Below are 23,362 nucleotides of genomic sequence, written 5' to 3'. Positions count from 1 at the left end.
TCCCGAATTTGTTCAGGAATTCAGCATGCAATTGAGCAAGGAACAACATCAGAAGCAGATTGAAAAATTTATCAGGAAGATGCCGAGCCTTTCCACAACCGTTGGCAAGGTTCTTGAGATTTGCAGTCGAACAGATGCCTCCCCCAATGAGTTGAACAAGGTCGTCTCCCTTGACCCGATCTTGACGGGGCAGGTTCTCAAGCTCATTAATTCCTCATATTATTCTCTTGTCGCCAAAGTGACCTCGCTTACCCGGGCCATTACCATGCTGGGTATGAATACCGTCAAGAATATGGCGTTAAGTACCGCCGTTATCAGAACTGTCTCAAGCGTGAAGAAGTCACGAGCGCTTCCCACCTCAAAGTTCTGGGCCCATTCCATCGGCGTTGGTGCATGCGCCAAGCTTCTGGCCGCCGCCAGTGAGGTGCCGGTCATGGATCGGGAAGAATATTTTGTTGCCGGGCTTCTGCACGATCTCGGCAAAGTGCCGTTCGGAGATGAATATTCGGAGGTGTTGAGCATTGCCAAAAGGGAGCGGGTCTCACTGGTACAAGTGGAGCAGGATCTGCTGGGTATCGATCACCAGGAAGTAGGCTTGATGATAGCCGAGAAATGGAAACTCAACCCGGTCATCAAAGGCTGCATTGGCAATCACCACCACGTCGGGCAGGCCGAAGAAGATTACCGCCGGCAGATTGCCTTTATCTCTCTGGCCAATGAGTATATCAACATTTTCGACTTTGGCTATGCCGGCGATCCTTTTCCCAGAGAAGAGGATATCCCGCCATTATTGGAGATCAGCGGGCTGAGCTGGCAGGATTATGCCGGAGTTCGTGAAGGTGTGGAGAAAGAAATAGAGAAGGCACAGATTTTTCTACAAATATGAGAAAATAAGTATGATGAAAGTAAGATTTTGGGGAGTCCGGGGTTCCATACCCTGTCCTGGACCGAAAACGCAGAAATATGGCGGCAACGGTGCCTGTATTGAACTCCGGGTAGGTAAAAAGGGAAGACTCGTTATCGTTGACGCCGGTTCGGGCATCAGAGAGCTTGGCAATTATGTCATGAAGCACGATCTTCCCGATGGCCCTATCTCTGCTGATTTGTTTTTGACCCATACCCATTGGGATCATATCATGGGGTTTCCTTACTTCACTCCTATCTATATGTCGGGCAACCGGCTGACGGTCTACGGTCCGGTAACCTTTGAGGAGGACCCTCTTGAAGAGGTTGTCGGCGGGCAGATGAAATACCGGTATTTTCCGGTCAACTTCGGGGAACTCAGTTCCAATATAGAATATCTGAGGTTAAGCGAAAACCCCGATGTCGATTTAGGCGATGGGCTCAGGCTTGCCACCAAATTTCTTAATCACCCCATTACCGCCCTGGGATATCGTTTTGAATTCGAGGGCAAGGTATTCTGTACATGCTACGATACCGAACCTTTCCGCAATCTCTTCATTACCGACCCGGAGCATCCGGAGTATGATGAAGCGATGGCGGTAGAGGGTCAGGAGGTTGCCGATGAACAAAATCTGCTGCTGGAGAAGTTTTTTACAGGAGCGGATCTTCTTGTCTATGATGCCCAGTATACCGAAGAGGAATTCCTCACCAATCGGATAGGTTGGGGGCATACGCCTATCGAGCAGGCCATAGCCGCTGCGGACCGGGCCGGCGTGAAACGGCTGGCGCTTTTTCACCATGATCCCGACAGAACGGACGAGCAACTCGACCAACTGACGAAGAAATACTGCAGACCGGGCGGGAACGGCCAGGCCGAAGTTTTTTTTGCCAGAGAAAGGATGGAGATTGATTTGTAGGTGGATCCGGGAGCCCGACGGCAGATTTAGCTGCAGGAGTTCAATGAACAGGACCCCGACCTCAATAAAACTGCCGTCGTATGGCCGCCACGCAGTCAAGATCCGGCTGGAATGGCAGTGGCGGCGCCTGCGGACAGGAGAGAAGTTGCTCTGCAAAGGGTGTTTCGGCAAGGTTCCTGTTCCATGCCTCAACCAGCAGTCTCTCCAGATTGACTGTGTCTTCGATGTTATAGGCAAGCAAAGTTTCCAGGGCCTTTTCGTCATTGTAGCGTTCATATCGATACCAGAGAGAAACGGCAAAAGCGCCATCTACCCCGTCCAACGAACCACGGTTGATTCCCAGCTGCTTTTCGCATCCCTTCAGTCCGCCCTTGAAGCCGAGGCGGGCGAGAACAAAGCGCAGGTCGATATGCGCCTGGTTCAGGCGTATGTTGAAAAAGCGCTCGATAAAAGGGACATCGAAGCTTTTACCGTTATAGCTTACCAAGACGTCATAGCGGCTGACATCTTCAACAAAATCATGTAAATTCCTGCCATTGACATAGTGAAACACGTCCCTGCCGTCATAGAGGGCGATAGTGGTGATCTCCGCACTGTCATGAAGGCCGCTGGTTTCAATGTCGATATAGGCAGTGGTGTTGCGGAAGTGGGAGAATATCCTCCATTGATCGCCTGCCTTGAGCCGGTTGCAGAAAAAATGGGCATCATTTTGCTGTAGCGCCGCTAAAGAGTGCTCGAATATTGCCGGAATCTCCATTCTGGAGCGCTTTGAAAGCCTGATTCCGACTGGATCGCACCAGTCCTGCCAGTTCATAATTCCCGCCTGCCAGAGCTGTACCTCCGTTTTTGTCCCTATTCCGTTAATGTGGCAAAATGTGTTTTCGAGCATGATTAGGAGACCTGGAAATGAAAATTTATTCGCCGGGAATTTCACACCCCACCGGTACGGAATAGGGCGCCTTTGAGCAGGTTCAGAGTATGAAGTGCACGAGCAGCAGCACGATAAATACCGAAGGGAGAAGATTGCCTATCGGCAAGCGCTTGATATCCAACAGGTCAAGAGCTATGGCAATAATCAGCAACCCTCCGACACCATTCATCTCGGAGATTGCCGTTTCCGTCATGACATTACTCGCCCACCCGGCCAGCAGGGTTATAGAACCTTGATAGAGCAGAAGCGGAATGATGGAAAGAACGACTCCGGCTCCAAGGGTTGCCGTCAGGGCGATTGAAGCAATACCGTCCAGGGCGGCCTTGGCGTAAAGAATAGTCGGAGCATCTCCAACTCCATCCTGTAACGCCCCCATGATTGCCATGGCTCCTACACAGTAGAGTAGGCTCGCTGTTACAAAACCTTCGGCAATACTGCCATATTCTGAGAATCTTTCCTGCAGCCGTTCCGCCATTATTCTCAGCCGTTTTTCGATTCCGGCAAGCTCTCCCAGAATACCTCCGGCAATCAGGCTGCAAATGATAAGTATGATATGTGAGCCCTGGAGAGCCAACTGCAGGCCAACTAGCAGAACAGCGAGACCGAGACCCGACATCATGGTGCGGCGCAGCGGGGCGCTTATGTGGCGGCCGGCAAAGTGGCCGATCACGCATCCGCCAATGATCGCAGCTATATTAACCAGGGTTCCCTGAAGTATCATTTAGTACCTTACTCCTAAAAAACTGTCATAAAAAACAAGAAAACGAATAATGTATTTGATAACTGTGAATTGCCCTCTGTATCCAAGGTACTTATCCAGCTCAGCTGGGTTAGTGCCTTACACCTGAGAGTCCGTCGTAAATAACAAGAAAACTGAAAGTACATTAAAGGCCAATAGCTTGAATATACCACCAAGACACTTAAACCCCTCAAGGGGTACTGTAAAGAGTTCAGCCCAGCTGGGTTGCCGTGTCCGCCGTAATTTTTCCTGATCGTCCTTATTCGGCGGAATGGCTTGGGAAGGAGTAAAGGAAGAGAGGAAGATGACGGCCTATTATACTCCCGTCATCTTCCTTTTTAAGGACCATTTTAGATACTTGCACGTAAAAGTCAATTGATCTTTAAAGAATTTTTTTACGCAGTTTTTTTTGTCTGCCCTGCATGGTTTTTCGGTCCAGCCGCTTCTGTTGAGAATTTTTGCTGGGCCGGGTGGGTTTTCTGCGCTTGCGGACCTTCATCGCCCCGCGTATCAGAGCAGCAAGCCGCTGTAGGGCTTCCGTTCTGTTTCTTTCATAAGTTCGGTGGTTCTGGGCTTTTATGACGATAACGCCATCTTTGGAGATCCGTGCATCACTGATGTTGAGTACTCTGTTTTTCAAGGTCTCCGGCAAGGAGGAGGCCTGAATATCAAAACGCAGCTGGACGGCGGATGCAACTTTGTTGACATTTTGCCCGCCGGCTCCCTGAGCCCTGATCTGTGTTATCTCAATTTCGTTCGTCGGTATCGAAATATGTGAATTTATATTAATCATTGATTTCTGCGACGTGACACATTACATACTATTGGCCGTCAGCGGGTGGAGCAGAGGGCTTTACGGCGGGCTCATAATCATCGAATTGAACATATTCGGTGGCGAGCATAAATTGTCCGGTTCCTGCCGGATCAACCCCGGTGATTTCCGCGGCCAGCCAAATTTTGGTACCGCGTTCAATGGTCAGTATCCGGGGGTAGCGTGTGGTGTCTATTTGGGTAAGCAGCATGACCCCAAAGCCATCTTCAGAGGCATCGAGTTTCACTTCCGCCATATTTTCATTTACCTTTTCCCTGGAAAAAAAATAGGCGGGCCACATTATCCTGAGGCCGGGCAGATTTTTCATCTCTTTTTCCAGTTCCTGATAACTAAGGTTTTCCAGTTTTTCGAGAAGTTCGGCCGGGCCGGGATTGAGGAAGAAGGAGGTGGTCTGCTTGTATTCTGAAGCGCCCTGATCCTTGCCTGGAGCTTCCTCTCCATTTTCAGTCAGTCGGAATATTGCTTCTTTCTCAATCCTGAGGTCAAGAGAATCCTTTTCATCTCCCTTAAAAAAAGCATTGTAGAGCAGGAGAAGAAGAGCGAAACCAAGGAATACCGCAAGGGTGATGAGCCAATCCTTATTTTTTTTAAACCAATCCATGTCGCGAAACAGTGATAATCCCGGAGAAAGTAGCTATAAAAAACTCTCAAATGGCTGGATGCAAAACCTGAAAACCTGCAACGCGGCAAAGATCGGCTTTGTCGATGTCGGAGTAGTTTATGCCTGTATGGGTGCTTACGCGACGGCGTCAAATATCGAAAATGCGAAAATAGCTCTTCCAGCACGAGAAAAGCGACGCCGTGCACTTCTGCGGCTCATCAGAATATATTTCCCAGACTCATTATGCAAGAAGAAAAGCTGCGGCCGGATTTGCGGTAAACGAGATTCTTCCGTTCTTCCGGCAATGAAGCAATGAGAGAAGCAAGATCTCAGAAACGTTTTGTCCGTCTCCTCCGGTTTAGATGAAGGTCGGATCGGTCATCTTCACCATGGCAAAGCCGCCCTGGATATTGCGGGTATTGTTCAATCCCTGAGCCGCCAGAAAAACCTGTGTTTCATATGAGCGTGGTCCGGTATCGCAGATCAGATACAGCAGCTGATCGCCCGGAATTTCATCAATCCTCAGGCGCAGTTCGTTTTGAGGGATATTGAGCCACTGTGCCGGATATTTTTCTATAAAAGGTGCTGCTTCCCTGGTCCCTCTGGTGTCGAGAACCTTTGTTTTTCCATGGCGGAATTGCTCTATAAAATCATAGGAATCGATGGGGAAGTTGCGGCCGGCCAGGATGTTGTCGAGTGCATTTCCGGCATTGTTGACGGCATCCATTGCGGAGGCGTAGGGTGGGGCATATCCTGTTTCGATATTGCAGATATCATCTACGGTTACACCGTGTTTAAGGAGTACGGCCACCGTGTCAATGCGGGCTTTCACCGCATCTCCATGTTTTCCGGCAGCCTCTACCCCCAGAATCTTGCGGCTTTTTTTATCGGCAATCAGTGAAATAAAAAGAAGCTCGGAATGAGGGTAAAAATGAGCATGATCCGATTGGGAGATGACGGCATAGACCGGATCATAGCCTGTCTCTTTGGCTTGTCTGAAAGTCAGTCCGGCTTTACCTATGCCGAGATCAAAGACTTTCATGCAGAATGTTCCGACGGTACCGTCGAAATGGCTGTTGCCGCCGGCAATATTGGTAGCAATTATTCTGCCCTGTCGGTTGGCCAGCGAGCCGAGTGACATCAGCATATTTTCGCCACTGATCAGGTGGCATAATTCCACACAGTCACCGCCGGCGTAGATATCGGGGTCACTTGTACGCATCCGTTTATCGACCGATAATCCACCGAAGTTCCCCAGTGCCAGACCTGCCTCTGCGGCCAGAGTTGTATTGGGCCTAACTCCGGTTGCCAGGATAACCACATCGGCCTCTATGACAGTGTTGGATGTTTCTACCCAGAGCGTATCGATAGTGGTAGCGGTGGAGATTTGGTTGACCTTTTCATCAATAAGGACCTTTACGCCTTTTTCCTCCAGGTGAGACTTGACAACTCTGGCGATACATTTGCCCATAAGCGTCGGCAGGACCTGGTCTTCCATTTCGATCAGAGTTGTCTCGATACCCCAGAGATCCTGCATTGCCTCACATATTTCAACTCCGATGGCGCCGCCGCCGATAACAACAGCCTTACCTACTTCCCCCCTGGTCATCAAGGCTTTCAGTCTTTCAGCTTCATGGAGACTGGCCAGCATGAATACATTGTCAAGATCCGTTCCTGGAAATGGCGGCCTGCATGGGTTGGCTCCTGTGGCCAGAACCAGTTTGTCATATTCCAGTTGCTCCTCGCTGTTATCCAGCAGATTCTTTACCGTGACCTTCTTATTTTTGCGATCAATGGACAAGGCTTCGACTTCTGTGCGAACATGTACGCCTTTACAATTTTCAAAAAAGAGTTTGTCTCTGAGCACATGCGCGCTGGTAGAATAGAGATCCTCCAGATCATTGATGTCTCCCCCCACATAATAGGGAATTCCGCAGCCTCCGTAGGATATGAGGTTATCTCTATCCAACAGGGTGATTTCCGCATCGGGGTCCAGTCGCCGGAGGCGGCACGCAACCTTGGGGCCGAGGGCGACTGCGCCTATTATAAGTACTTTTTTCGTCATATCCTTCCTCTTCGGTGTATGGAACGCTCTCGGGGAATTACCGGGAAAGCGGCAGATAGATAAAAAGTTGAGCAGGTACTACACAGTGGTGTGCATTTGCACATAATATATGTGTAGAATACACCAGGGGGTCAAAATATAAAAGGATTTTTCGTAACTTTTCATCAGCACCTTATCTGCACGCGATCAGCCCGAAAACATAGGCACACTCTAGTGTTCCAGGCTGCTCGGAGTCTGCGCCTACCTGCGCAGATCCGCAGTTGGAGTTTATGCCCGTCAGGATGCTTGCCTGGATCGCTGATGAAAAGTAGAGTTCAGGCTAAACTGCTGGTTTTTAGCTCATTGCTAAATAGTTACGATCGTCATATTTTAAAAAGTAGGAGACATTTGCGTCGGAATGTTCTCAGGTGGGAGAAGAGGCTGATTGCGCAGCAGATGCGGCACTGCGGCCGGCAAGCCACCCGGTTGAAAAGGCTGCCTGGAGATTGTAGCCGCCGGTATCACCATGAATATCAAGAAGTTCGCCGGTAAGATAGAGCCCTTTGGTTTTTCTGGACTCCATGGTGTTGGGGTCAATCTCCTGCACCTTGATGCCGCCCGCGGTCACAATGGCTTCAGATAATGGTCTGTAGCCGCTTATGCTGAAGCGAAAATCCTTGAGCCAGGTGCGAAGCCTGATTCGCTCTTGCGAGAGTATCTGGCCTGCACTCTTATGACCGTCAATGGAGCAGAAATGTAACGACGCAGCGACCATTTCCCTGGGTAGGAGACCGCGAAGTACGGAATCTATGTTTTCATGACATCTCTTCTCGAAATCACGCAGCAGCCTGTTGTCGAGTTTCCTGTCGTCAAGTGCCGGCTTGAGATCCAATGAAAGAGTAATTTTTTTTCCGGCCCGAATGTTGTCGACGATGAAAAGACTGTGAGTGAGAATTATCGGACCGCCGATTCCGAAGCGGGTAAAGCTCACTTCACCGAATGAGGAGATTTTTCGCTTATCGTTGACGTAGATTCGCACCCCCGCATTCTTCAAATCCAGCCCTGCAAGGGTATGAACGACCGGATCGTCGACCAGCAGGGGGACAAGAGCAGGACGCAAGGGAGTGAGTGTGTGGCCGCAGGATTGGGCCAGAGTATAACCATCGCCTGTCGAGCCGGTGGCCGGATAGGAGGCGCCTCCAGTGGCGAGAACTACAGAGTCGGCGGTAAATGTCGTCTCCCGGCAGCAAACACCGGTGACAAAACCGTTTTGCCGGAGAATTCTGTCTACCGCTATAGAGGTATTGAGTGTCACCCCGCAACGTTTCAGCCAATCCAGCATGGCCTCGACCACATCTGAAGCGCTGCCCGAAGCAGGAAACACTCGTCCTCCGCGTTCACTGATCAGCGGCACGCCGAGTTCTTCAAAAAATTGCATCAGCTGGGGTGAAAAAAAGTGGGAGAACGGCTGACGGAGAAAGCGGCCGCTTCTGTTGAAATGTTCAAGGAATCCGTCAATATCCATGGTGTTGGTAAGATTGCATCGACCTTTACCGCTGATGGCTATCTTGTTCCCGGGCCGTTTCTTTTTTTCAAGAAGAAATACTTCTGCTCCCCGTGACGCGGCCTGCCCGGCCGCCATTAATCCTGATGCACCGGCACCGACTACGATAATTTTTGCCATTTTAGTGTTTGTGTCTCCAAGCCCGCTTGCTTTGCTTTGATCCCTGAAATTTCGTGCCACAGCTGCGTCTGCCTGAGAATGAACGATAGAAGCAGGCAATAATTTATAATTCATAATCTGCTACTATATCATACCGGCGGAAAATAGAAAGCAGGAGCGTAACGGAGGCTGTTCGGGATAGTTGGAGTGAGTAATTTTCTTAGGGTGGAGGAGGGCAGCCCAAAAGACTTATCATTTTTAACAAAGATGAGCTTGCTGAATTGTCAAAGTGGTTTAACGTTTTCAGTTGAAAAAATGCAGGGCATAATAAGGGAATGGCTGGCGATTCAATCTACCATTTGAATTGTGATCCAACTATGCTACTGTGTTGACAATAATCAGGCCATGAGGCCTATGAACCGCAAATATAATCGTCTCGTTAGGCGAAAGGAGTTTTTTCATGACAGTTGCAGAAAAAGGCAACACGGTAAAAATCCATTATAAAGGAAAGCTGGAAGATGGTTCGGTTTTTGATACTTCTGAAGGCAAGGAACCTCTCGAATTTACAATAGGCAGCGGACAGGTCATTGTCGGCTTTGACGAGGCCGTTTCCGGCATGTCCGTCGGTGAAAAAAAGAATGTCACCATTCCGGTCGATAAGGCTTATGGCCCCAGAAACGAAGAGCTGGTAATTGCCGCGCCGAAGGAACATGTACCGGAGGATATCAATCCCGAGGTCGGCCAGAAACTGCAGATGGGCGGACCAAACGGTGAAGTTGTTCTGGTTACCGTGGTTGAAGTAACCGATACCCATATAAAGCTTGATGCTAATCCGCCGCTTGCCGGGGAAGATTTGATCTTTGATATAGAACTGGTAGAGGTTGTCTGATTTCGATCTGAGAGTAGTACATGTGCCGGACCGGTGATTCGGCACATGTGGCTAAATATCGTCCTTTCTTGCCCGCCCCCTGGAAACTCTTCCTCTGCATAGCCTTAATCCTTCAAAAATCCCGCCCCATGGAAAAATCTTTTCTCAGAAAATAAGCTAAGTTATGAGAAATGTTCAATTGTAGCTTATAGTAAAGTAATGTATCTTTGCAACGGAAAGCGTCTATGTTCGAACAACTCCAGAGGAAATATAAATGGCTGATTCAATGGAAGAATACATCAAAGAAAATACCGATAAGTATATAGAAGAACTGGTGAGCTGGCTGAAAATTCCAAGCATAAGCACATTGCCGGAGCATGCCGGGGACGTCCGCAGTGCGGCAATCTGGGCGGAAAATAAGCTTTTAGCTCTCGGCTTTCCCGTGGTCGAGGTGATCGAGGGAGACGGCCATCCTCTTGTGTTTGCCGAGTGGACCGATAAACAAGATCAGCCTACCCTTCTTATCTATGGACATTATGACGTTCAGCCTGTTGATCCCCTGTCGGAATGGCGCAGTTCCCCCTTTGAGCCCCGCATTGAAAACGGCAGTATCTATGCCAGGGGAGCGACCGATGATAAGGGACAGCTCATGGTCGTTTTTGCGGCCCTGGAGGCGTGGACGAAGTACAGGGGCGCGTTGCCGATCAATATCAAAATTCTGCTGGAGGGAGAGGAGGAGGCGGGCGGGGCATCTGTTGAAAAATATCTCTATTCGCATGGCCGTCGGCTTCAGGCAGATGCGGCGCTTATTTGTGACACGCATATGAATTCGCTGGAGCAGCCCTCCATTATCAGTGGCCTGCGCGGCATACTGTACACCGAGATAGCCGTCCATGGTGCCAAAACGGATCTCCATTCCGGCAGCTATGGCGGTGTTGCCCCTAATCCTGTGCATGCACTTTGTCTGCTGATCGCCAGGTTGAAAGGCGAAGATGGGAGAATACATATTGATAAGATCTATGATGCACCGGTTGCAGTTGCAGAAGAGGAAAAAGACTTCTGGAAGGAAAACAGGCAGAGCCTGGAGGCACGGCTCCTTGTCGAAATGGGAGTTGATCAATTGGTTGGAGAAAACGAGTTGTCGCCCCATGAGCGGCTGGGCGTCAGGCCGACTCTCGAGGTGCATGGGATTCGTGGCGGGTTCACCGGTGAAGGTGCCAAAACCGTTATACCCGCTGAAGCTCTGGCTAAAGTAAGCCTGCGCCTGCCGGCGGGCATGGATCCGAATCAGGTTTTTACTGTCTTTGCCAAAGCGGTTGGAGAGAATCTGCCGACAGGCTATGAAGTTGATGTCCGCAACCTCCACGGAGGCGCCGGTTTTTCTATTTCCCCGGAAAACAGGTACGTAAAAAACGCGGCTGACGCCATTGAGAAAACCTATGGGAGAAGGCCGGTTTTTATGCGGGAGGGCGGCTCTATTCCCATCGCCGCTTTATTTGACGGAATTCTGGGCATCCCTGTCGTTCTTATGGGGTTCGGTCTGCCTGATGATGGTGCCCATGGTCCCAATGAAAAATTCAGTCTGGCCCAGTTATATAACGGTATTTGCACGGTTGCCGAATATCTCGACAGGCTGCGGAAATAATCGTGGCACCATGGGAGGACGATTAATTTTGCGTCGCCATGAAGCACCGCGGCAATGACGGGACACCAACTAATAGGAGCCTGGACCTGGTAAAATCGAGAGGAAAAGAACAAACGTCAAGTAAAACGAGGATAAAGTATGCAGTCAATATCATGGCAGGATTTTGAAAAGGTAGAGTTACGGGTTGGCAGGATTATCTCAGTCGATGTATTCAAAGAGGCACGAAAACCCGCCTATATCCTCCAGGTGGATTTTGGTGAGGAGGTGGGCATTAAAAAATCGAGTGCCCAGATAACCGGGCTCTATACCTTGGAGGAACTGGTGGGGAAATTGGTTGTGGGCGTGGTCAATTTTCCTGAAAAACAGATAGGACCCCTGATGTCCCAGTGTCTTATCACCGGTTTTCATGACGAAGATGGTGAAATATCACTCTGCGTGCCGGATAGGAATGTCCCTCTCGGGGCTAAACTCTGTTGAAAAATAATAGACGAAGAACTGCTGTTGCAGGGTGTGATATGGAGAGTACATTGTATTAATGAAAAAGAATAATTTCCGTCTACCTCTACTAATCGGTCTGATCATGGCTCTTTTGAATGGATGCTCGGGCAAACCGCCTGTCGATATGGGAGTCCAAGACGGCAGACTGCAGCCCTGCCCAGCTAGTCCAAACTGCGTTTCCAGTATGGCGGAGGATTCAAGTCATGCAGTTTATCCGATCGAATTCAGCGGCAGCAGAGAAGAAGCTGTAGCCGTTGTGAGGGAGATTGTGGAGGAACTCGGCGGTGGCCCAATACTGCAGAAGCAAAACGGCTATTTTCGGGTGGAGTTTCGATCAAAAATCCTCGGCTTTGTCGATGATGTCGAATTCTACCTGCCGGAGGATCAGGATGTTATCCATATACGCTCCGCTGCAAGACTCGGTTATTATGATTTTGGTGTCAACAGAAGAAGAGTTGAGAAGATTCGTGCTCTTTTGCAAAAGAGAGAGCTGAAAGTATCTCCCTGACGCTGGAAGTGTTTCGGTTATCACAATCTCTAAACCTCATGAGACCCGGATTGTTCCGCCCTCTCCCGGAGTAAACCTGCCGCTAAGCCGATATCGGGAACCGGGGTAGTAAAATGTGCTTCTGGTGGCGACCCTGTCCGCCACCCAGGTTCTTCGTCCCAGTGCCAGGCAGGGTTCCGCCCCGTTGATCTTGAGCAACTCCCGAATCCAGGCCTCGGGGATGAGTGCTTCGACGGTATGCTCAACGCTGCTGATCGGGGCAATGCTCAGCAGATATTCATTGGGGGTAATCCGGCTGAAGTCCTGTTGCAGATATTGCGGAGCAACCGCGGGGTTAACATACCTGTCGGCCAGCTGGAGTGGGGTGTTGTTATCCATATGTACCATCACCGAATGGTAGATGGACTGGTATGGCTCAAGGTGCATGGCTTCTGCCAGGCCTGGTGGGATTTTTTCCTCACTGAGCAGATGGATGTGACATGAGTATTTGCCGCCCCATGCCTTTATCTCCTCGGCTATAGATCTTACTTCAAAAAGAGCCGACAGAGTTCTCTGCGGGGCTACAAAGCTTCCCCGACCCTGTTTGCGTATCAGTCTTCCTTCCGCCGCCAACTCGCGCAGGGCTCTGTTGACCGTCATTCTGGAGGTTTTGAAAAGTGCGCCGAGCTGAGATTCCGAGGGAATCCTTGAGCCGGTCTGCAGCTCACCCGTATCTATTTTCCTGCCGATATATTCCTTGATGGATTGATACATCGGCATTGCGGCCGCTGATCTGCTCTTGTGCGGCATGTCGTGGAATGGAGGTTTTACCGGGGACATATGCCGGGCAGGAGAGTGCTGTTGATAAACTGATTATAGACTCCGGAGAGCACCAGTTTTGTGGCCTTGTCTATATCCGGAGCAAAATAACGATCCTGATCATAAAACGGCACCTCAAGGCGCAGCATGGCTTTTGCCTTTTCCAGCGGTTCAGAGGTTTTCAGCGGTGCCCTGAAGTCGACACCCTGGCAGGCGGCCAAAAGCTCGATGGCGATTATCGCAGCGGTATTTTCAGTCATATCCCCGAGTCTTCTGGCGGCAAAGGTCGCCATCGATACATGGTCCTCCTGGTTGGCTGAGGTGGGCAGGCTGTCGACGGAGGCCGGATGAGCGAGCGATTTATTCTCGCTGGCCAGGGCTGCGGCGGTGACCTGGGCAATCATGAAGCCCGAGTTGAGGCCGCCTTTTTCCACGAGAAAGGGCGGAAGTCTACTCATATGGGTATCGATGAGCAATGCCGTGCGCCGCTCGGATAATGCCCCGATTTCGGCAAAGGCCAGGGCCAGGTTGTCAGCTGCCAGGGCTACCGGCTCGGCATGAAAATTGCCGCCGGAAATAATATCACACTGATCCGGGAAGACCAGGGGGTTGTCGGAAACACCATTGGCCTCGGTCAGCAGAGTTTTTGCCGAATTTCTGATCTGGTTGAGACACGCTCCCATTACCTGGGGCTGACAGCGCAGAGAATATGGATCCTGGACGGCTTCACAGGTTTTATGGGAGCTTTCGATTTCACTGTGACTCAGCAATTGGCGATACGTCGCCGCGACCTCAATTTGTTCCTCATGGCCGCGAACTTCATGGATCAATGCGGAAAAAGGCCTGCGGCTGCCAAGAGCCGCTTCGACGCAGAGGCTCCCGCTTACCATGGCTGCGGCAAAGAGATTCTCGACTGCAAAAAGGCCTTCCAGGGCAAAGGCGGTAGAGGCCTGGGTGCCGTTGAGCAGGGCCAGCCCTTCCTTGGGACCGAGGATGAGCGGCTGCAATCCGGCTATCTCCAGTCCTTTCCTGCCGGACAGCCGGGCACCCTGATGGCTGACTTCTCCTTCTCCCAGCAAAACGGTGGCCATATGGGCCAGGGGTGCAAGATCGCCGGATGCACCAACGGAGCCTTTTTCAGGTATGCATGGATAAACACCGGTATTGACCAAGGTGATAAGGGCTTCGATGATTTCCGGACGAATGCCTGAATACCCCCGGGCCAGGCTGTTCACCTTCAGAGCGATCATAAGTCTGACCGTCGACTCCTTCATGAATTTGCCCACACCTGCGGCATGAGAGAGCACAATGGAATGCTGCAACCGCTCAAGTTCATCCTCCGGGATGACCGTATTGGCAAGCAGACCGAAGCCGGTATTGACACCATATATAACACGTCCCTGCTCGATGACCTGGCGCACGGTCGCAACTGATTTCTCAATACCGGGAAGACAGCCGGGACTGAGTTTCAGCAGAACCGGTTCCCTGCTGATCTTCCTGAGCTCGAAGAGGCTGAGTCCGCCTCCCGATATTTCTATTGTTTCCATATTGCACCTGATTTGCTGGTGGAGAGTAATGTTACATTGGTGGATCCATTGTATATACATCTTAAAAGATAATCAAGTATTCTCGCCACGCAATTCTGGTTTTCCACTCCTGTAGAAGTGTCCCGATGCCGGTGTAGTGAAAAAGATCTGAACTTATTTTTTGTTCGGTATGCAGTGTTGCCGGCGGTTAACGGTCGACCGGTTTTCTGTGATGCTTTGATTTTAGGCGGACACTGCTCAAAAAAGTGGCATTATAGTTGTATATACAACTTGGAGGCGCTATCATTACCACTGAGAATGCTTTTATGATATACTTAAATAGAAAATAGCTGATGAAGGAGTCGCTGAATATGACACCGGCCACACCTGAGGGATGCATGAAGATTTGCCTTGATGACGACCTGCCTGAGAAGCCAGCCTTTGCCGAAGGTATACGACGCGCTCCGGACAGGGGGTTTCGTCTGAGCAGGAAACAGACCGAAATATCCCTGCGCAATGCCCTGCGTTATATTCCGAAAAAACATCACGCTCTGCTTTTACCGGAATTTCTCGAGGAACTGCGCACCCGGGGACGCATTTATGGTTATCGTTTCAGGCCCACGGAACCTATTAAGGCCAGGCCCGTGGATCACTATCGCGGCAACTGTCTGGCGGGCCGAAGTTTCCAGCTGATGATAGATAATAATCTTGACTTCGACGTCGCTCTCTACCCCTATGAACTGGTGACCTACGGGGAGACGGGCAGCGTCTGTCAGAACTGGATGCAGTACAGGCTGATCAAAAAATATCTGCAGGAGTTGCGGGAAACCCAGACCCTGGTAATGCAGTCGGGGCATCCGCTCGGTCTTTTCCGTTCCGGACCGGGCAGCCCTCGGGTCATTATCACCAACGGTTTAATGGTCGGTCTCTATGACAATCAGGATGACTGGGAGATAGCGGCCCAGATGGGCGTCACTTCATATGGACAGATGACCGCCGGCGGCTGGATGTATATCGGTCCGCAGGGCATTGTCCATGGCACATACACTACTCTATTGGGTGCCGGACGAAGGATGTGCGGCATCGCCGCCGACGGCAACCTTGCCGGTCTGCTCTTTGTCTCTTCCGGGCTGGGCGGCATGAGTGGGGCACAGCCCAAGGCTGCAAAAATCGCCGGGGCCGTTTCAATCATTGCCGAAGTCGATCTCTCCCGCATAGAAACGAGGTATAAACAGGGCTGGGTCGATATCGTCACTTCCAGTCTGCAAGAAGCAGTCTCCCTGGCTGAAAGGGCCAGGCAAAACAGGGACAACACCTCCATTGCCTATCATGGCAACGTGGTTGATCTGCTGGAATATCTGGCCGGCAACAATGTAAAAGTGGAGCTGCTCTCGGACCAGACCTCATGTCATGTGGTATATGATGGTGGTTATTGTCCCCAGGGTGTCAGTTTCGCCGAACGGACCAGACTTCTCGCCGAAGACCGAGGCAAATTCATCACCCTGGTTAAGCAAAGTCTTGCCCGCCATATCGCCGCCGTTGACAAGCTCTCAGAGCAGGGGACCTATTTTTTTGATTATGGCAATGCCTTTCTCAAGGCCGTTTTCGATGCCGGCATAACGGAGGTATCCAGGAACGGCATCGACGACAAGGAGGGTTTTATCTATCCATCCTATTTTGAAGATATCATGGGACCGATTTTCGACTATGGTTACGGCCCGTTCCGCTGGATCTGCCTGAGCGGGGATGGCCGGGATCTTGAAAGGACGGACAGGGCGGCCTTGTCCTGCCTTGATCCTGAGCGCCGCGCCGAGGACAGGGACAACTTTATCTGGATACAAAATGCGGCAGACAATAATCTGGTGGTGGGCTCCCAGGCACGAATTCTCTATGCCGACGCCGCCGGGAGAATGACGATTGCCCTGAAATTTAATGCTATGGTGAGAGAGAAAGAAATAGGCCCGATAATGCTGGGCCGGGATCATCACGATCCGGGCGGTACCGACTCGCCTTTCCGGGAAACCGCAAATATAGCTGACGGCAGCAATGTCTGTGCCGATATGGCAACGCAGTGTTTTGCCGGCAACGCTGCCAGGGGAATGACCTTGGTCGCCCTGCATAACGGCGGCGGTACCGGTATCGGCAAGGCCATCAACGGTGGCTTCGGTCTTGTGCTGGACGGTAGCAGCGCCATAGATGATGTCATCAGGTCCGCCATGAACTGGGATGTCATGGGAGGCGTTGCCCGGCGGAACTGGAGCCGAAATCCCAATGCCATGGAGGTGGCGGCCCAATATAATCTGGAGAACAGCAACGGAGATCAGATCACCATTCCTGCTCTGGTCGATGATGAACTGCTTGCTGAAACCATGAAGAAGATCACTTTTTCTGATTACCCCTGAAAGCCAGTATCTCCTGGCCCAGGGCCGGGGCTGCTCTTTTCATCGGGGCCATAAACCCGATTTGGGGTAATCGGGTTGCTTTTTAATGAACTCGTAAGAACTCGATACGCCTAATATTAGCTATCTCGAACTCTGTGCTTATCGCAGAGGGCGACTTCGATGACTTTTTTTTCTTTAACATCTCACTGCAGCATGTGAAGGACGATCTGATGAGCGCAAAATTCTTTAGCAACGCCAGGATTTATACTCCTCATGACAGCGGCTCCCCGCTTCGCGCCACTGAGCAGGGTGCACTGAAACATTATGAGTATGGAGCGATGATGGTTGAGGACGGCTTTATCACGGCCATTGGTGATGAAGGTGCCATCGTAAAAGCGATCGGACACGGTGCTATAGTGGAAGAGATCGATTGCCGGAGGAAATGTGTCATTCCCGGTTTTGTCGATCCTCATACCCACATGTGTTTTGCCTCACTCCGGGAGCATGAGTTTACCATGCGTCTTCAGGGTACGCCTTATCTGGAGATACTTGAGAAGGGTGGGGGAATTCTCTCTTCCGTCAAGGCGGTGGCACAGGCAAGTGTTGAACATCTTAGTGCGATGACCATCCGTCATGCCTCCCGGGCCTTGAGTTTCGGCACGACCACGGTGGAGATTAAAAGCGGATACGGACTCGATACCGTCAATGAGCTCAAGATGCTGGAGGCCATAGACAGAGCCGCCTTGTTTCTGCCGCTGGATGTGGTCGCGACATTTCTGGGTGCTCATGCGATACCGCCCGCCTATAGCAACGCGCCAGATGATTTTATTACCCTTGTTATCGAAGATATGCTGCCGGCCGTTGTGCGGCAAGGCGTTGCCGAACATTGCGATATTTTCTGTGAAAAGGGGGTCTTTTCCATCAATCAGGGTCGACGTCTGTTGCGGGCCGCCCAAAAGAGCGGATTGAAGGTGAAGCTGCATGCCGATGAGGTGCATGATCTGGGCGGGGCCGGCCTTGCTGTTGAACTTGGTGCCCTGTCCGCGGATCATCTGCTTGCCGTGAGCGCCGGGAATATTGAGGCGATGGCGACAAGCGGCGTTGTCGCCACGCTGCTGCCGGGTACTGCCTACAGCCTGAAGAAGCCCTATGCTCCGGCGAGAAAGATGATCGACCATGGTGTTCCGGTGGCTCTGGCAACCGACTGTAATCCAGGCTCAAGCTTCACCGAATCAATGGCTTTTGTCATCGGACTTGCGGTTATGAATATGGAGTTGACGCCGGCGGAGGCGCTCACTGCCGCTACCCTCAATGCCGCCTACGCCATAGATATGGCGGCGAAGGTGGGTAGTCTCGATGTTGGCAAACAGGCGGATTTTCTGCTGCTGGATGGGGAGACGCCGGCGATCCTCGCCTATCACGCCGGCGTCTCATCTGTTGACCGGGTGTATAAAAAAGGTGAACTGGTTGCCGGTGGTGCCGGAGTCTCAAGGGGAGAGTAAATGATATGAAAAAAATAGTTGAGTGTGTTCCCAATTTTTCCGAAGGGAGAAACAGAGAAACCATCGATGCCATAGCGCAGGCAATCGAAAAAGTCAAAGGCTGCCGTCTCCTCGATGTTGATCCGGGGGAGTCCACCAATCGTACCGTCTACACCTTCGTTGGTGATCCGGAAAGCGTCGTCGAAGCGGCTCTCGCTTCCGCACGTGTTGCCCGGGAGCGCATCGATATGCGGCGTCACCAGGGTGGGCATCCGCGCTTCGGCGCCATGGATGTCTGCCCCTTTATTCCGGTGCAGGGTATTACTCTAAAGCAGTGCGCCGGGATTGCCGAAAATTTTGCCAGGCGGGCGGCGGAAGAGCTCGGCATACCCCTGTACCTCTATGAAGCTGCAGCAAATCAGGATTACAGGCGAAAGCTCCCGGATCTTCGGGAAGGCGAATACGAGGGTTTGGCGGAACGCCTCAAAGACCCGCGCTGGAAGCCTGACTTCGGTCCCGGTGATTTTGTGCCGCAGTGGGGAATTACCGCCACTGGAGCACGAAATTTTCTGATCGCCTATAACGTCAACATCCTGGGGACGCCGAACCAGGCCCACCGCATTGCCCTCAATCTGCGTGAGGCCGGCAGGGGAGAAGAAGAACCGGGCCGACTCAAGGAAGTCAAGGGGATAGGGTGGTTTGTCGAGGAATACAACCTGGCCCAGGTCTCGGTCAATCTTACCGATTATCGGGTGACGCCCATTCATGTCCTCTATGAAGAGGTGAAACGGGAAGCCCGGCAGCTCAACCTTGCCGTTGCCGGCTCAGAGATAGTCGGTATCGTACCGCGTGAAGCCCTGCTGATGGCAGCCCAGTACTATATTGACCGGGAGAATCTGTTCATCTATCAGGAAGACCAGAAAATCAGGCTGGTCGTAGAGCGGTTGGGGTTGAACTCCGTCGCTTCGTTTGTGCCTGAAAAGAGGATAATCGAATATATCATCGCCGAACCTCAAGAGGAAGCGCTCGGCGGAATGAGTGTCCGTCATTTTGTTGAAGAAGTCGGAGCGCGCAGCTCGGCGCCCGGCGGTGGATCGGTCTCGGCAGTTCTTGCCGCCCTTGGTGTTGCCCTCGGCTCAATGGTGGCCAAACTCACCCATGGCGTTCGCAGATTCGAGAATGTACAGCCGGAAATGGAAAAGGTGATTCCGGTTCTCCACGACTTAATGGGCAGGTTGATTCCCATGGTTGATGCCGACACTTCCGCCTTCAATGAATATGTGGAAGGGGTGCGCATGCCGCAGAAAACTATAGACGAGAAGAGGGTCAGGTGGGAAAAGATGCAGTCGGGATTGAAAACGGCCAGTGAAGTGCCGTTCTCCATAATGCGTTTGGGTGATTCCGCATGGGATGCCTTTGTCGAAGTGGCCCGCCATGGTAATCCCGCTTCCCGTTCCGATGTTCAGGTCGGGGCCCGGGCGCTTGAGGCCGGCATCTGGGGAGCCTATCAGAATATTTTGCTCAACGTCATGGAGATCGAGGACAAGAAGTTTAAGGAGACGCTGTTGCATGAATCATTCAAACTCTCCGAGAAGGCAAGGGAGAAGTGTGCGGAGATTCAGTTAATCATTGGCACCCGGTAAAACCGAGGCACCCGAGGCCATGATTTTCCCGACTTCGGATGCACCGTTTAGCTCGGATAACTGGTAAGGAATCCTGTTTGAGCACCTGGATTACTATTCCGAGAGGATCTTGAAAGATAACTTGATCTTGGCGCGGTAAACGACTCCCTTGCCGTCTTCAAGCACCATATCAAGCGTTTTGATTTCAGCTATGCGCAGATCACGCAGACTCAAGCCTGCCGACTTGACGGCATTTTGTGCTGCTTCTTCCCAGGATACCGGACTTGATCCAACCATTTCGATGATTTTGTAAACACTTTCAGACATATTCGTTCTCCTTTCTCTTTTGTTGAGGTTGAGCGAAACTCCTGTGTGTCTCTTGTTTACCGGTGGGACTCTGCTTTTCCAGGCAAAGACTCAGCCTGTTCCCTTAGATCAGCTTAGTTTTAAAAAAAGAGTATGATCTCCCTGTATTATATATGCCGAACAATAAAAACTGAAGCGATTATATCGAGGAAGTTGTTTTTCAACTTTTTCTACGGAAATTTCAATATATAGATAGCCTTTTTCGGAAGAGATGTGTTTTCTTTTTTCAAAAAGGGCTGACCATGAGCAGATTCTTTTTAGGTACAGAAGAAAGGAGCATGGTTCGAGGTGAAAAGTGGAGGGTCCCGCTGCAGGATTGCGGCGATTTCCGGCTGCCGTTTAAACTCCCGGTCAAGGAAGACACGAATGGCTTTCCTGTTCCAGCCCCGGGGGTGTTCAAAATCGGTATACAGGGACAGATCACCATCGTAAAATGTAGAAGTTTCCAAAGAGTTACGTTCTTCAGAATTTATCGGCATATTGAAAATTGCCAAATTGAGAAAACTGATATCCTGATGATGCCGTACCGTAAAGTCAAGTGTTCTTCCCGCTTCTTCATAGCTTTCAGCAGGAGTGCCGAACAGCAGGTAGACATATGTTGCAATCCCGGCCGCCTTTAAATTTCTTAGTACATCTGAGGTGAGCTGGATATCGATTCCCTTGTCCATCCGGTCAAGAACCTGCTGGTCTCCCGATTCAATACCGAGCTTGAGCATGACGCAGCCGGATTTTTTCAGATTCCTGCAGAAGTCGAGATCGAGGAGGTGATGGGTAATGCGGACAAAGCCGTACCACGGCAGTCCCGGCATGGTGTCGTGGAATTCCGAGAGCAGCCCCGGGGGTATGGCATTGTCGAGAAAATGCAGCAGACGGGGTGCCCTCTTCTTTTTCAGGGTGGTGATTTCGGTAATCGCCCGTGCAGGGGGCATGTGCTCAAAAACGTTGCCTTCAGCCCGTTCAGGGCAGAAGGAGCATCGGCTCCAGAAGCAGCCGCTGGAACTGCTGAACGGCAGGATAGGACCAGGTGAAAAATACTCATCCGGAAGGAGGTCGTATCGCGGCAGGGACGGTTGAAGGTCATCACTCCCCAGAATTTTCAATAGAGGCTTTTCACCACGACCGGCAATGCAGTAATCGATGAGGCCTGAGAAGCAGTCATTCCATGCCGGGCTTCGCATCCAGGAGGTTATCAGACCTCCACCGACAATGACCTTCACCTGTGGAGCTACTATTTTCAGGCAGCCTATGAGGGCAAAACTGTTCAGGGCCTGACTGAGATAATTGATGGAAATACCGACATGGGCAGTTTGCAGGTCATCGAGCAGTTCCGGCAGTCTGGCCATCAAGAAGGGATAAAAGAGGCTTTTCTCCGGAGTTTGTGCAATGCGGATAAGGTCGCTGCTGCGCAGTGGCGATAAAACACTGTCGTGATAATTGGCAAAGCTTGCCGTTGTCGAATGATCACCATGATTTTCAAGCAGCCTGTTCAACTCAAGCACACACTTTTGATACCTGGGGAAGTTTGCATAGAGGGAGGTTGAGCGTATGGATGCCAAGTTGGACACGCTGTTTTTAAAAGCCCTCCGCGACCAGGAATCGGTTTTTTTCTCCGCTCGCTCCAAAAGATACAGCAGCCCTTCAAGATTAAGATCGGCAACGGTGCAGGGCAGGTTGTGCGCCAGCAATGCCCCGGCAAGCCGGGCAATACCCGCTGGTGGCTCGGATGGTTTGGCTATGGGAGGATAAAGCAGCAGCATTATAAGATGGGCTTTAAGAAAGTAGACCTGTTTCCGCCGGCCGGTGTAAATTCTGTCAGAATTCTTTTATTCCAACTCTGCAGGCCTGCAGTGATCTCCACTATATCTTATCTCTTGAAAAGCTTCATCATCATTTTTTTTCTGTAGACCTTCTATATCTCAGCATCAGTCTGCGATGCGGTTTTTTAAACCAATCCCGTTCCATAATCGTTTATTCCTTGCTGTTGTCTGTTTTCACCTTATACTATGGACCAATTTGACAAGAATAAAAATGACTCTTAACGAAACCATAAAATTCAACGGAGATTATATGATTACCTCTATAGGGAAAATAGTACCGATTTTAGCCGTCTTTCTGGCCCTCTTCTTTATTGAGTCAGGAGTGACTGTTGAATATGCCGATGCCAGATCGCGCGGGGGAGGACGCATGTTTTCCAGACCAGTACAGAAGGCACCGACACAGCAGAACATGAATCGAACCAACCAGACAACGCAGCAGAACAAAAGCGGATTTGGCCGTGGCCTGGCCGGCGGTCTGATAGGCGGAGCCCTCGGCGCCATGCTGTTCGGTTCGCTTTTAGGCGCCTCAGGCGAGGGATTCGGACTGTTGCCCATACTGCTTCTCGCCGGAGTCGGCTTTTTCCTCTACCGCCGGTTCAGCGCGAGGTCGCGGGCAGCGGGAAATGCCGGAGGAGGGTCTTCTGCGGGGAACATTTTCAATATGCAGGGAGACCAGCAGAGCCGGCAATCCTCCCAGGAGGATAATTTCAGCTATCTCACTCCAGTGGAGCAGGGCATACAGGAAATACAGCAGGCGGATCGGGATTTTGACAGGAATCATTTCATCGAAGTTGCCTCGGATGTTTTCTTCCAGGTTCAGGCCGGCTGGATGAGAAGAGATCTGGAGTCCTACCGGCATCTTCTGGGTGAGAAGCTTGCCGAAGAATATGCCGGTCACTTCGAGGAGATGCGTCAGGCAGGTCATATCAATAAGCTTGAGAGTATCGCCATCCGCCGGGTAGAAATTGTCAATGCCGGCAGTGACGGGCAGGAAGATTTTGTGACCGTGCTCTTTACCGCCAACCTGCTCGACTACACTGTGGAAGAGAGCAGCGGAGACCTGGTGGAGGGGTCCATGACCACACCGGTGAAATTTGCAGAAGAGTGGACCTGGGCACGTCCTACCGGAACCCAAAACTGGTTGCTTGAGGGTGTCAAAGTAGCAAGCGAATAGTTGCCGATACTTGCTTTATTGAAGGGGGATGTCCTTTACTTGCCGGTG

21 protein-coding genes are annotated in these 23,362 nt (G+C 51.1%); 11 read left to right on the top strand and 10 right to left on the bottom strand.

Annotated features, from left to right (window positions below; all coding sequences use genetic code 11):
• Positions 1-25 precede the first annotated feature (25 nt).
• On the top strand, positions 26-886 hold the full coding sequence (locus tag JWG88_RS18220; RefSeq protein WP_205235222.1) for an HDOD domain-containing protein: 861 nt from the start codon (positions 26-28) through the stop codon (positions 884-886).
• Between the two features lie 10 nt (positions 887-896).
• On the top strand, positions 897-1,820 hold the full coding sequence (locus JWG88_RS18215) for an MBL fold metallo-hydrolase (RefSeq protein WP_205235221.1): 924 nt from the start codon (positions 897-899) through the stop codon (positions 1,818-1,820).
• A gap of 61 nt (positions 1,821-1,881) precedes the next feature.
• Here the strand turns inward: JWG88_RS18215 and JWG88_RS18210 are convergent, their stop codons facing one another.
• The 4 genes from JWG88_RS18210 to JWG88_RS18195 all read right to left on the bottom strand — a co-directional run bounded on the left by JWG88_RS18210 (position 1,882) and on the right by JWG88_RS18195 (position 4,923).
• On the bottom strand, positions 1,882-2,709 hold the full coding sequence (locus tag JWG88_RS18210) for a ribonuclease H-like domain-containing protein (RefSeq protein WP_205235220.1): 828 nt from the start codon (positions 2,707-2,709) through the stop codon (positions 1,882-1,884).
• Between the two features lie 82 nt (positions 2,710-2,791).
• The gene (locus tag JWG88_RS18205) at positions 2,792-3,472 is read right to left on the bottom strand and encodes a DUF554 domain-containing protein (RefSeq protein ID WP_205235219.1); all 681 of its coding nucleotides are present in this window, start codon (positions 3,470-3,472) and stop codon (positions 2,792-2,794) included.
• A 400-nt stretch (positions 3,473-3,872) separates the two neighbouring features.
• Positions 3,873-4,283 carry an alternative ribosome rescue aminoacyl-tRNA hydrolase ArfB gene (gene arfB / locus JWG88_RS18200; protein WP_205235218.1) on the bottom strand — a complete coding sequence of 137 codons (411 nt, stop codon included), beginning with the start codon at positions 4,281-4,283 and terminating at the stop codon, positions 3,873-3,875.
• Positions 4,284-4,311: 28 nt separating this feature from the next.
• On the bottom strand, positions 4,312-4,923 hold the full coding sequence (locus tag JWG88_RS18195; RefSeq protein WP_205235217.1) for a hypothetical protein: 612 nt from the start codon (positions 4,921-4,923) through the stop codon (positions 4,312-4,314).
• 58 nt (positions 4,924-4,981) lie between these two features.
• On the opposite strand from JWG88_RS18195, the gene JWG88_RS18190 reads away from it, so the two are divergent.
• On the top strand, positions 4,982-5,239 hold the full coding sequence (locus JWG88_RS18190) for a hypothetical protein (protein ID WP_205235216.1): 258 nt from the start codon (positions 4,982-4,984) through the stop codon (positions 5,237-5,239).
• Positions 5,240-5,281: 42 nt separating this feature from the next.
• Here JWG88_RS18190 and JWG88_RS18185 read toward each other — a convergent pair whose 3' ends face one another.
• Both JWG88_RS18185 and JWG88_RS18180 read right to left on the bottom strand, forming a co-directional pair.
• Positions 5,282-6,988: an FAD-dependent oxidoreductase gene (locus tag JWG88_RS18185; protein ID WP_205235215.1), complete on the bottom strand. Its 1,707-nt coding sequence runs from the start codon at positions 6,986-6,988 to the stop codon at positions 5,282-5,284.
• Positions 6,989-7,391: 403 nt separating this feature from the next.
• Positions 7,392-8,651: a BaiN/RdsA family NAD(P)/FAD-dependent oxidoreductase gene (locus JWG88_RS18180; RefSeq protein ID WP_205235214.1), complete on the bottom strand. Its 1,260-nt coding sequence runs from the start codon at positions 8,649-8,651 to the stop codon at positions 7,392-7,394.
• 439 nt (positions 8,652-9,090) lie between these two features.
• On the opposite strand from JWG88_RS18180, the gene JWG88_RS18175 reads away from it, so the two are divergent.
• The 4 genes from JWG88_RS18175 to JWG88_RS18160 all read left to right on the top strand — a co-directional run bounded on the left by JWG88_RS18175 (position 9,091) and on the right by JWG88_RS18160 (position 12,149).
• A complete protein-coding gene (locus JWG88_RS18175; RefSeq protein WP_205235213.1) occupies positions 9,091-9,519 on the top strand; it encodes an FKBP-type peptidyl-prolyl cis-trans isomerase in 429 nt (142 codons plus the stop codon).
• A 253-nt stretch (positions 9,520-9,772) separates the two neighbouring features.
• The gene (locus JWG88_RS18170; protein ID WP_205235212.1) at positions 9,773-11,143 is read left to right on the top strand and encodes a dipeptidase; all 1,371 of its coding nucleotides are present in this window, start codon (positions 9,773-9,775) and stop codon (positions 11,141-11,143) included.
• A 138-nt stretch (positions 11,144-11,281) separates the two neighbouring features.
• Positions 11,282-11,620 (top strand): tRNA-binding protein, encoded by a 339-nt coding sequence (locus tag JWG88_RS18165; protein WP_205235211.1) that lies wholly within the window; start codon positions 11,282-11,284, stop codon positions 11,618-11,620.
• A gap of 58 nt (positions 11,621-11,678) precedes the next feature.
• Positions 11,679-12,149, top strand: a complete 471-nt coding sequence (locus tag JWG88_RS18160) for a DUF1499 domain-containing protein (RefSeq protein WP_205235210.1) — start codon at positions 11,679-11,681, stop codon at positions 12,147-12,149.
• Between the two features lie 36 nt (positions 12,150-12,185).
• On the opposite strand, the gene hutC is transcribed toward JWG88_RS18160, so the two are convergent.
• Together hutC and hutH are read right to left on the bottom strand one after the other, a co-directional pair.
• Entirely contained in the window at positions 12,186-12,908 is a 723-nt protein-coding gene (gene hutC, locus JWG88_RS18155; protein WP_205235209.1) for a histidine utilization transcriptional repressor HutC, read from the bottom strand.
• Between the two features lie 47 nt (positions 12,909-12,955).
• The gene (gene hutH / locus JWG88_RS18150; protein ID WP_205235208.1) at positions 12,956-14,494 is read right to left on the bottom strand and encodes a histidine ammonia-lyase; all 1,539 of its coding nucleotides are present in this window, start codon (positions 14,492-14,494) and stop codon (positions 12,956-12,958) included.
• Between the two features lie 350 nt (positions 14,495-14,844).
• On the opposite strand from hutH, the gene hutU reads away from it, so the two are divergent.
• The 3 genes from hutU (at position 14,845) to ftcD (ending at position 19,978) form a co-directional block, all read left to right on the top strand.
• Positions 14,845-16,875, top strand: coding sequence for a urocanate hydratase (gene hutU / locus JWG88_RS18145; RefSeq protein WP_240194583.1), 2,031 nt, complete (start codon positions 14,845-14,847; stop codon positions 16,873-16,875).
• Positions 16,876-17,084: 209 nt separating this feature from the next.
• The gene (hutI, locus tag JWG88_RS18140; RefSeq protein ID WP_205235207.1) at positions 17,085-18,356 is read left to right on the top strand and encodes an imidazolonepropionase; all 1,272 of its coding nucleotides are present in this window, start codon (positions 17,085-17,087) and stop codon (positions 18,354-18,356) included.
• A 5-nt stretch (positions 18,357-18,361) separates the two neighbouring features.
• Positions 18,362-19,978 (top strand): glutamate formimidoyltransferase, encoded by a 1,617-nt coding sequence (ftcD, locus tag JWG88_RS18135; protein WP_205235206.1) that lies wholly within the window; start codon positions 18,362-18,364, stop codon positions 19,976-19,978.
• A gap of 93 nt (positions 19,979-20,071) precedes the next feature.
• On the opposite strand, the gene JWG88_RS18130 is transcribed toward ftcD, so the two are convergent.
• A complete protein-coding gene (locus tag JWG88_RS18130; protein WP_205235205.1) occupies positions 20,072-20,284 on the bottom strand; it encodes a dodecin family protein in 213 nt (70 codons plus the stop codon).
• 296 nt (positions 20,285-20,580) lie between these two features.
• Positions 20,581-22,080: a B12-binding domain-containing radical SAM protein gene (locus JWG88_RS18125; protein ID WP_205235204.1), complete on the bottom strand. Its 1,500-nt coding sequence runs from the start codon at positions 22,078-22,080 to the stop codon at positions 20,581-20,583.
• A gap of 310 nt (positions 22,081-22,390) precedes the next feature.
• Between JWG88_RS18125 and JWG88_RS18120 the strand changes: the two genes are divergently transcribed.
• Positions 22,391-23,314 (top strand): Tim44 domain-containing protein, encoded by a 924-nt coding sequence (locus tag JWG88_RS18120; RefSeq protein WP_205235203.1) that lies wholly within the window; start codon positions 22,391-22,393, stop codon positions 23,312-23,314.
• Positions 23,315-23,362 lie beyond the last annotated feature (48 nt).

This window comes from Desulfopila inferna (assembly GCF_016919005.1).
GTDB lineage: Bacteria > Desulfobacterota > Desulfobulbia > Desulfobulbales > Desulfocapsaceae > Desulfopila_A > Desulfopila_A inferna.
The sequence above is the reverse complement of the archived record's forward strand: the minus strand, read 5'-3'. Positions and strand labels throughout refer to the sequence as shown.

What these genes read in the sequence shown, in the direction of transcription:
- JWG88_RS18220 (WP_205235222.1), top strand. Translation starts at nt 26, where the DNA reads ATGCAATTGAGCAAGGAACAACATCAGAAGCAGATTGAAAAATTTATC.
- JWG88_RS18215 (WP_205235221.1), top strand. Translation starts at nt 897, where the DNA reads ATGATGAAAGTAAGATTTTGGGGAGTCCGGGGTTCCATACCCTGTCCT.
- JWG88_RS18210 (WP_205235220.1), bottom strand. Translation starts at nt 2,709, where the DNA reads ATGCTCGAAAACACATTTTGCCACATTAACGGAATAGGGACAAAAACG.
- JWG88_RS18205 (WP_205235219.1), bottom strand. Translation starts at nt 3,472, where the DNA reads ATGATACTTCAGGGAACCCTGGTTAATATAGCTGCGATCATTGGCGGA.
- arfB (WP_205235218.1), bottom strand. Translation starts at nt 4,283, where the DNA reads ATGATTAATATAAATTCACATATTTCGATACCGACGAACGAAATTGAG.
- JWG88_RS18195 (WP_205235217.1), bottom strand. Translation starts at nt 4,923, where the DNA reads ATGGATTGGTTTAAAAAAAATAAGGATTGGCTCATCACCCTTGCGGTA.
- JWG88_RS18190 (WP_205235216.1), top strand. Translation starts at nt 4,982, where the DNA reads ATGCAAAACCTGAAAACCTGCAACGCGGCAAAGATCGGCTTTGTCGAT.
- JWG88_RS18185 (WP_205235215.1), bottom strand. Translation starts at nt 6,988, where the DNA reads ATGACGAAAAAAGTACTTATAATAGGCGCAGTCGCCCTCGGCCCCAAG.
- JWG88_RS18180 (WP_205235214.1), bottom strand. Translation starts at nt 8,651, where the DNA reads ATGGCAAAAATTATCGTAGTCGGTGCCGGTGCATCAGGATTAATGGCG.
- JWG88_RS18175 (WP_205235213.1), top strand. Translation starts at nt 9,091, where the DNA reads ATGACAGTTGCAGAAAAAGGCAACACGGTAAAAATCCATTATAAAGGA.
- JWG88_RS18170 (WP_205235212.1), top strand. Translation starts at nt 9,773, where the DNA reads ATGGCTGATTCAATGGAAGAATACATCAAAGAAAATACCGATAAGTAT.
- JWG88_RS18165 (WP_205235211.1), top strand. Translation starts at nt 11,282, where the DNA reads ATGCAGTCAATATCATGGCAGGATTTTGAAAAGGTAGAGTTACGGGTT.
- JWG88_RS18160 (WP_205235210.1), top strand. Translation starts at nt 11,679, where the DNA reads ATGAAAAAGAATAATTTCCGTCTACCTCTACTAATCGGTCTGATCATG.
- hutC (WP_205235209.1), bottom strand. Translation starts at nt 12,908, where the DNA reads ATGCCGATGTATCAATCCATCAAGGAATATATCGGCAGGAAAATAGAT.
- hutH (WP_205235208.1), bottom strand. Translation starts at nt 14,494, where the DNA reads ATGGAAACAATAGAAATATCGGGAGGCGGACTCAGCCTCTTCGAGCTC.
- hutU (WP_240194583.1), top strand. Translation starts at nt 14,845, where the DNA reads ATGACACCGGCCACACCTGAGGGATGCATGAAGATTTGCCTTGATGAC.
- hutI (WP_205235207.1), top strand. Translation starts at nt 17,085, where the DNA reads ATGAGCGCAAAATTCTTTAGCAACGCCAGGATTTATACTCCTCATGAC.
- ftcD (WP_205235206.1), top strand. Translation starts at nt 18,362, where the DNA reads ATGAAAAAAATAGTTGAGTGTGTTCCCAATTTTTCCGAAGGGAGAAAC.
- JWG88_RS18130 (WP_205235205.1), bottom strand. Translation starts at nt 20,284, where the DNA reads ATGTCTGAAAGTGTTTACAAAATCATCGAAATGGTTGGATCAAGTCCG.
- JWG88_RS18125 (WP_205235204.1), bottom strand. Translation starts at nt 22,080, where the DNA reads ATGCTGCTGCTTTATCCTCCCATAGCCAAACCATCCGAGCCACCAGCG.
- JWG88_RS18120 (WP_205235203.1), top strand. Translation starts at nt 22,391, where the DNA reads ATGATTACCTCTATAGGGAAAATAGTACCGATTTTAGCCGTCTTTCTG.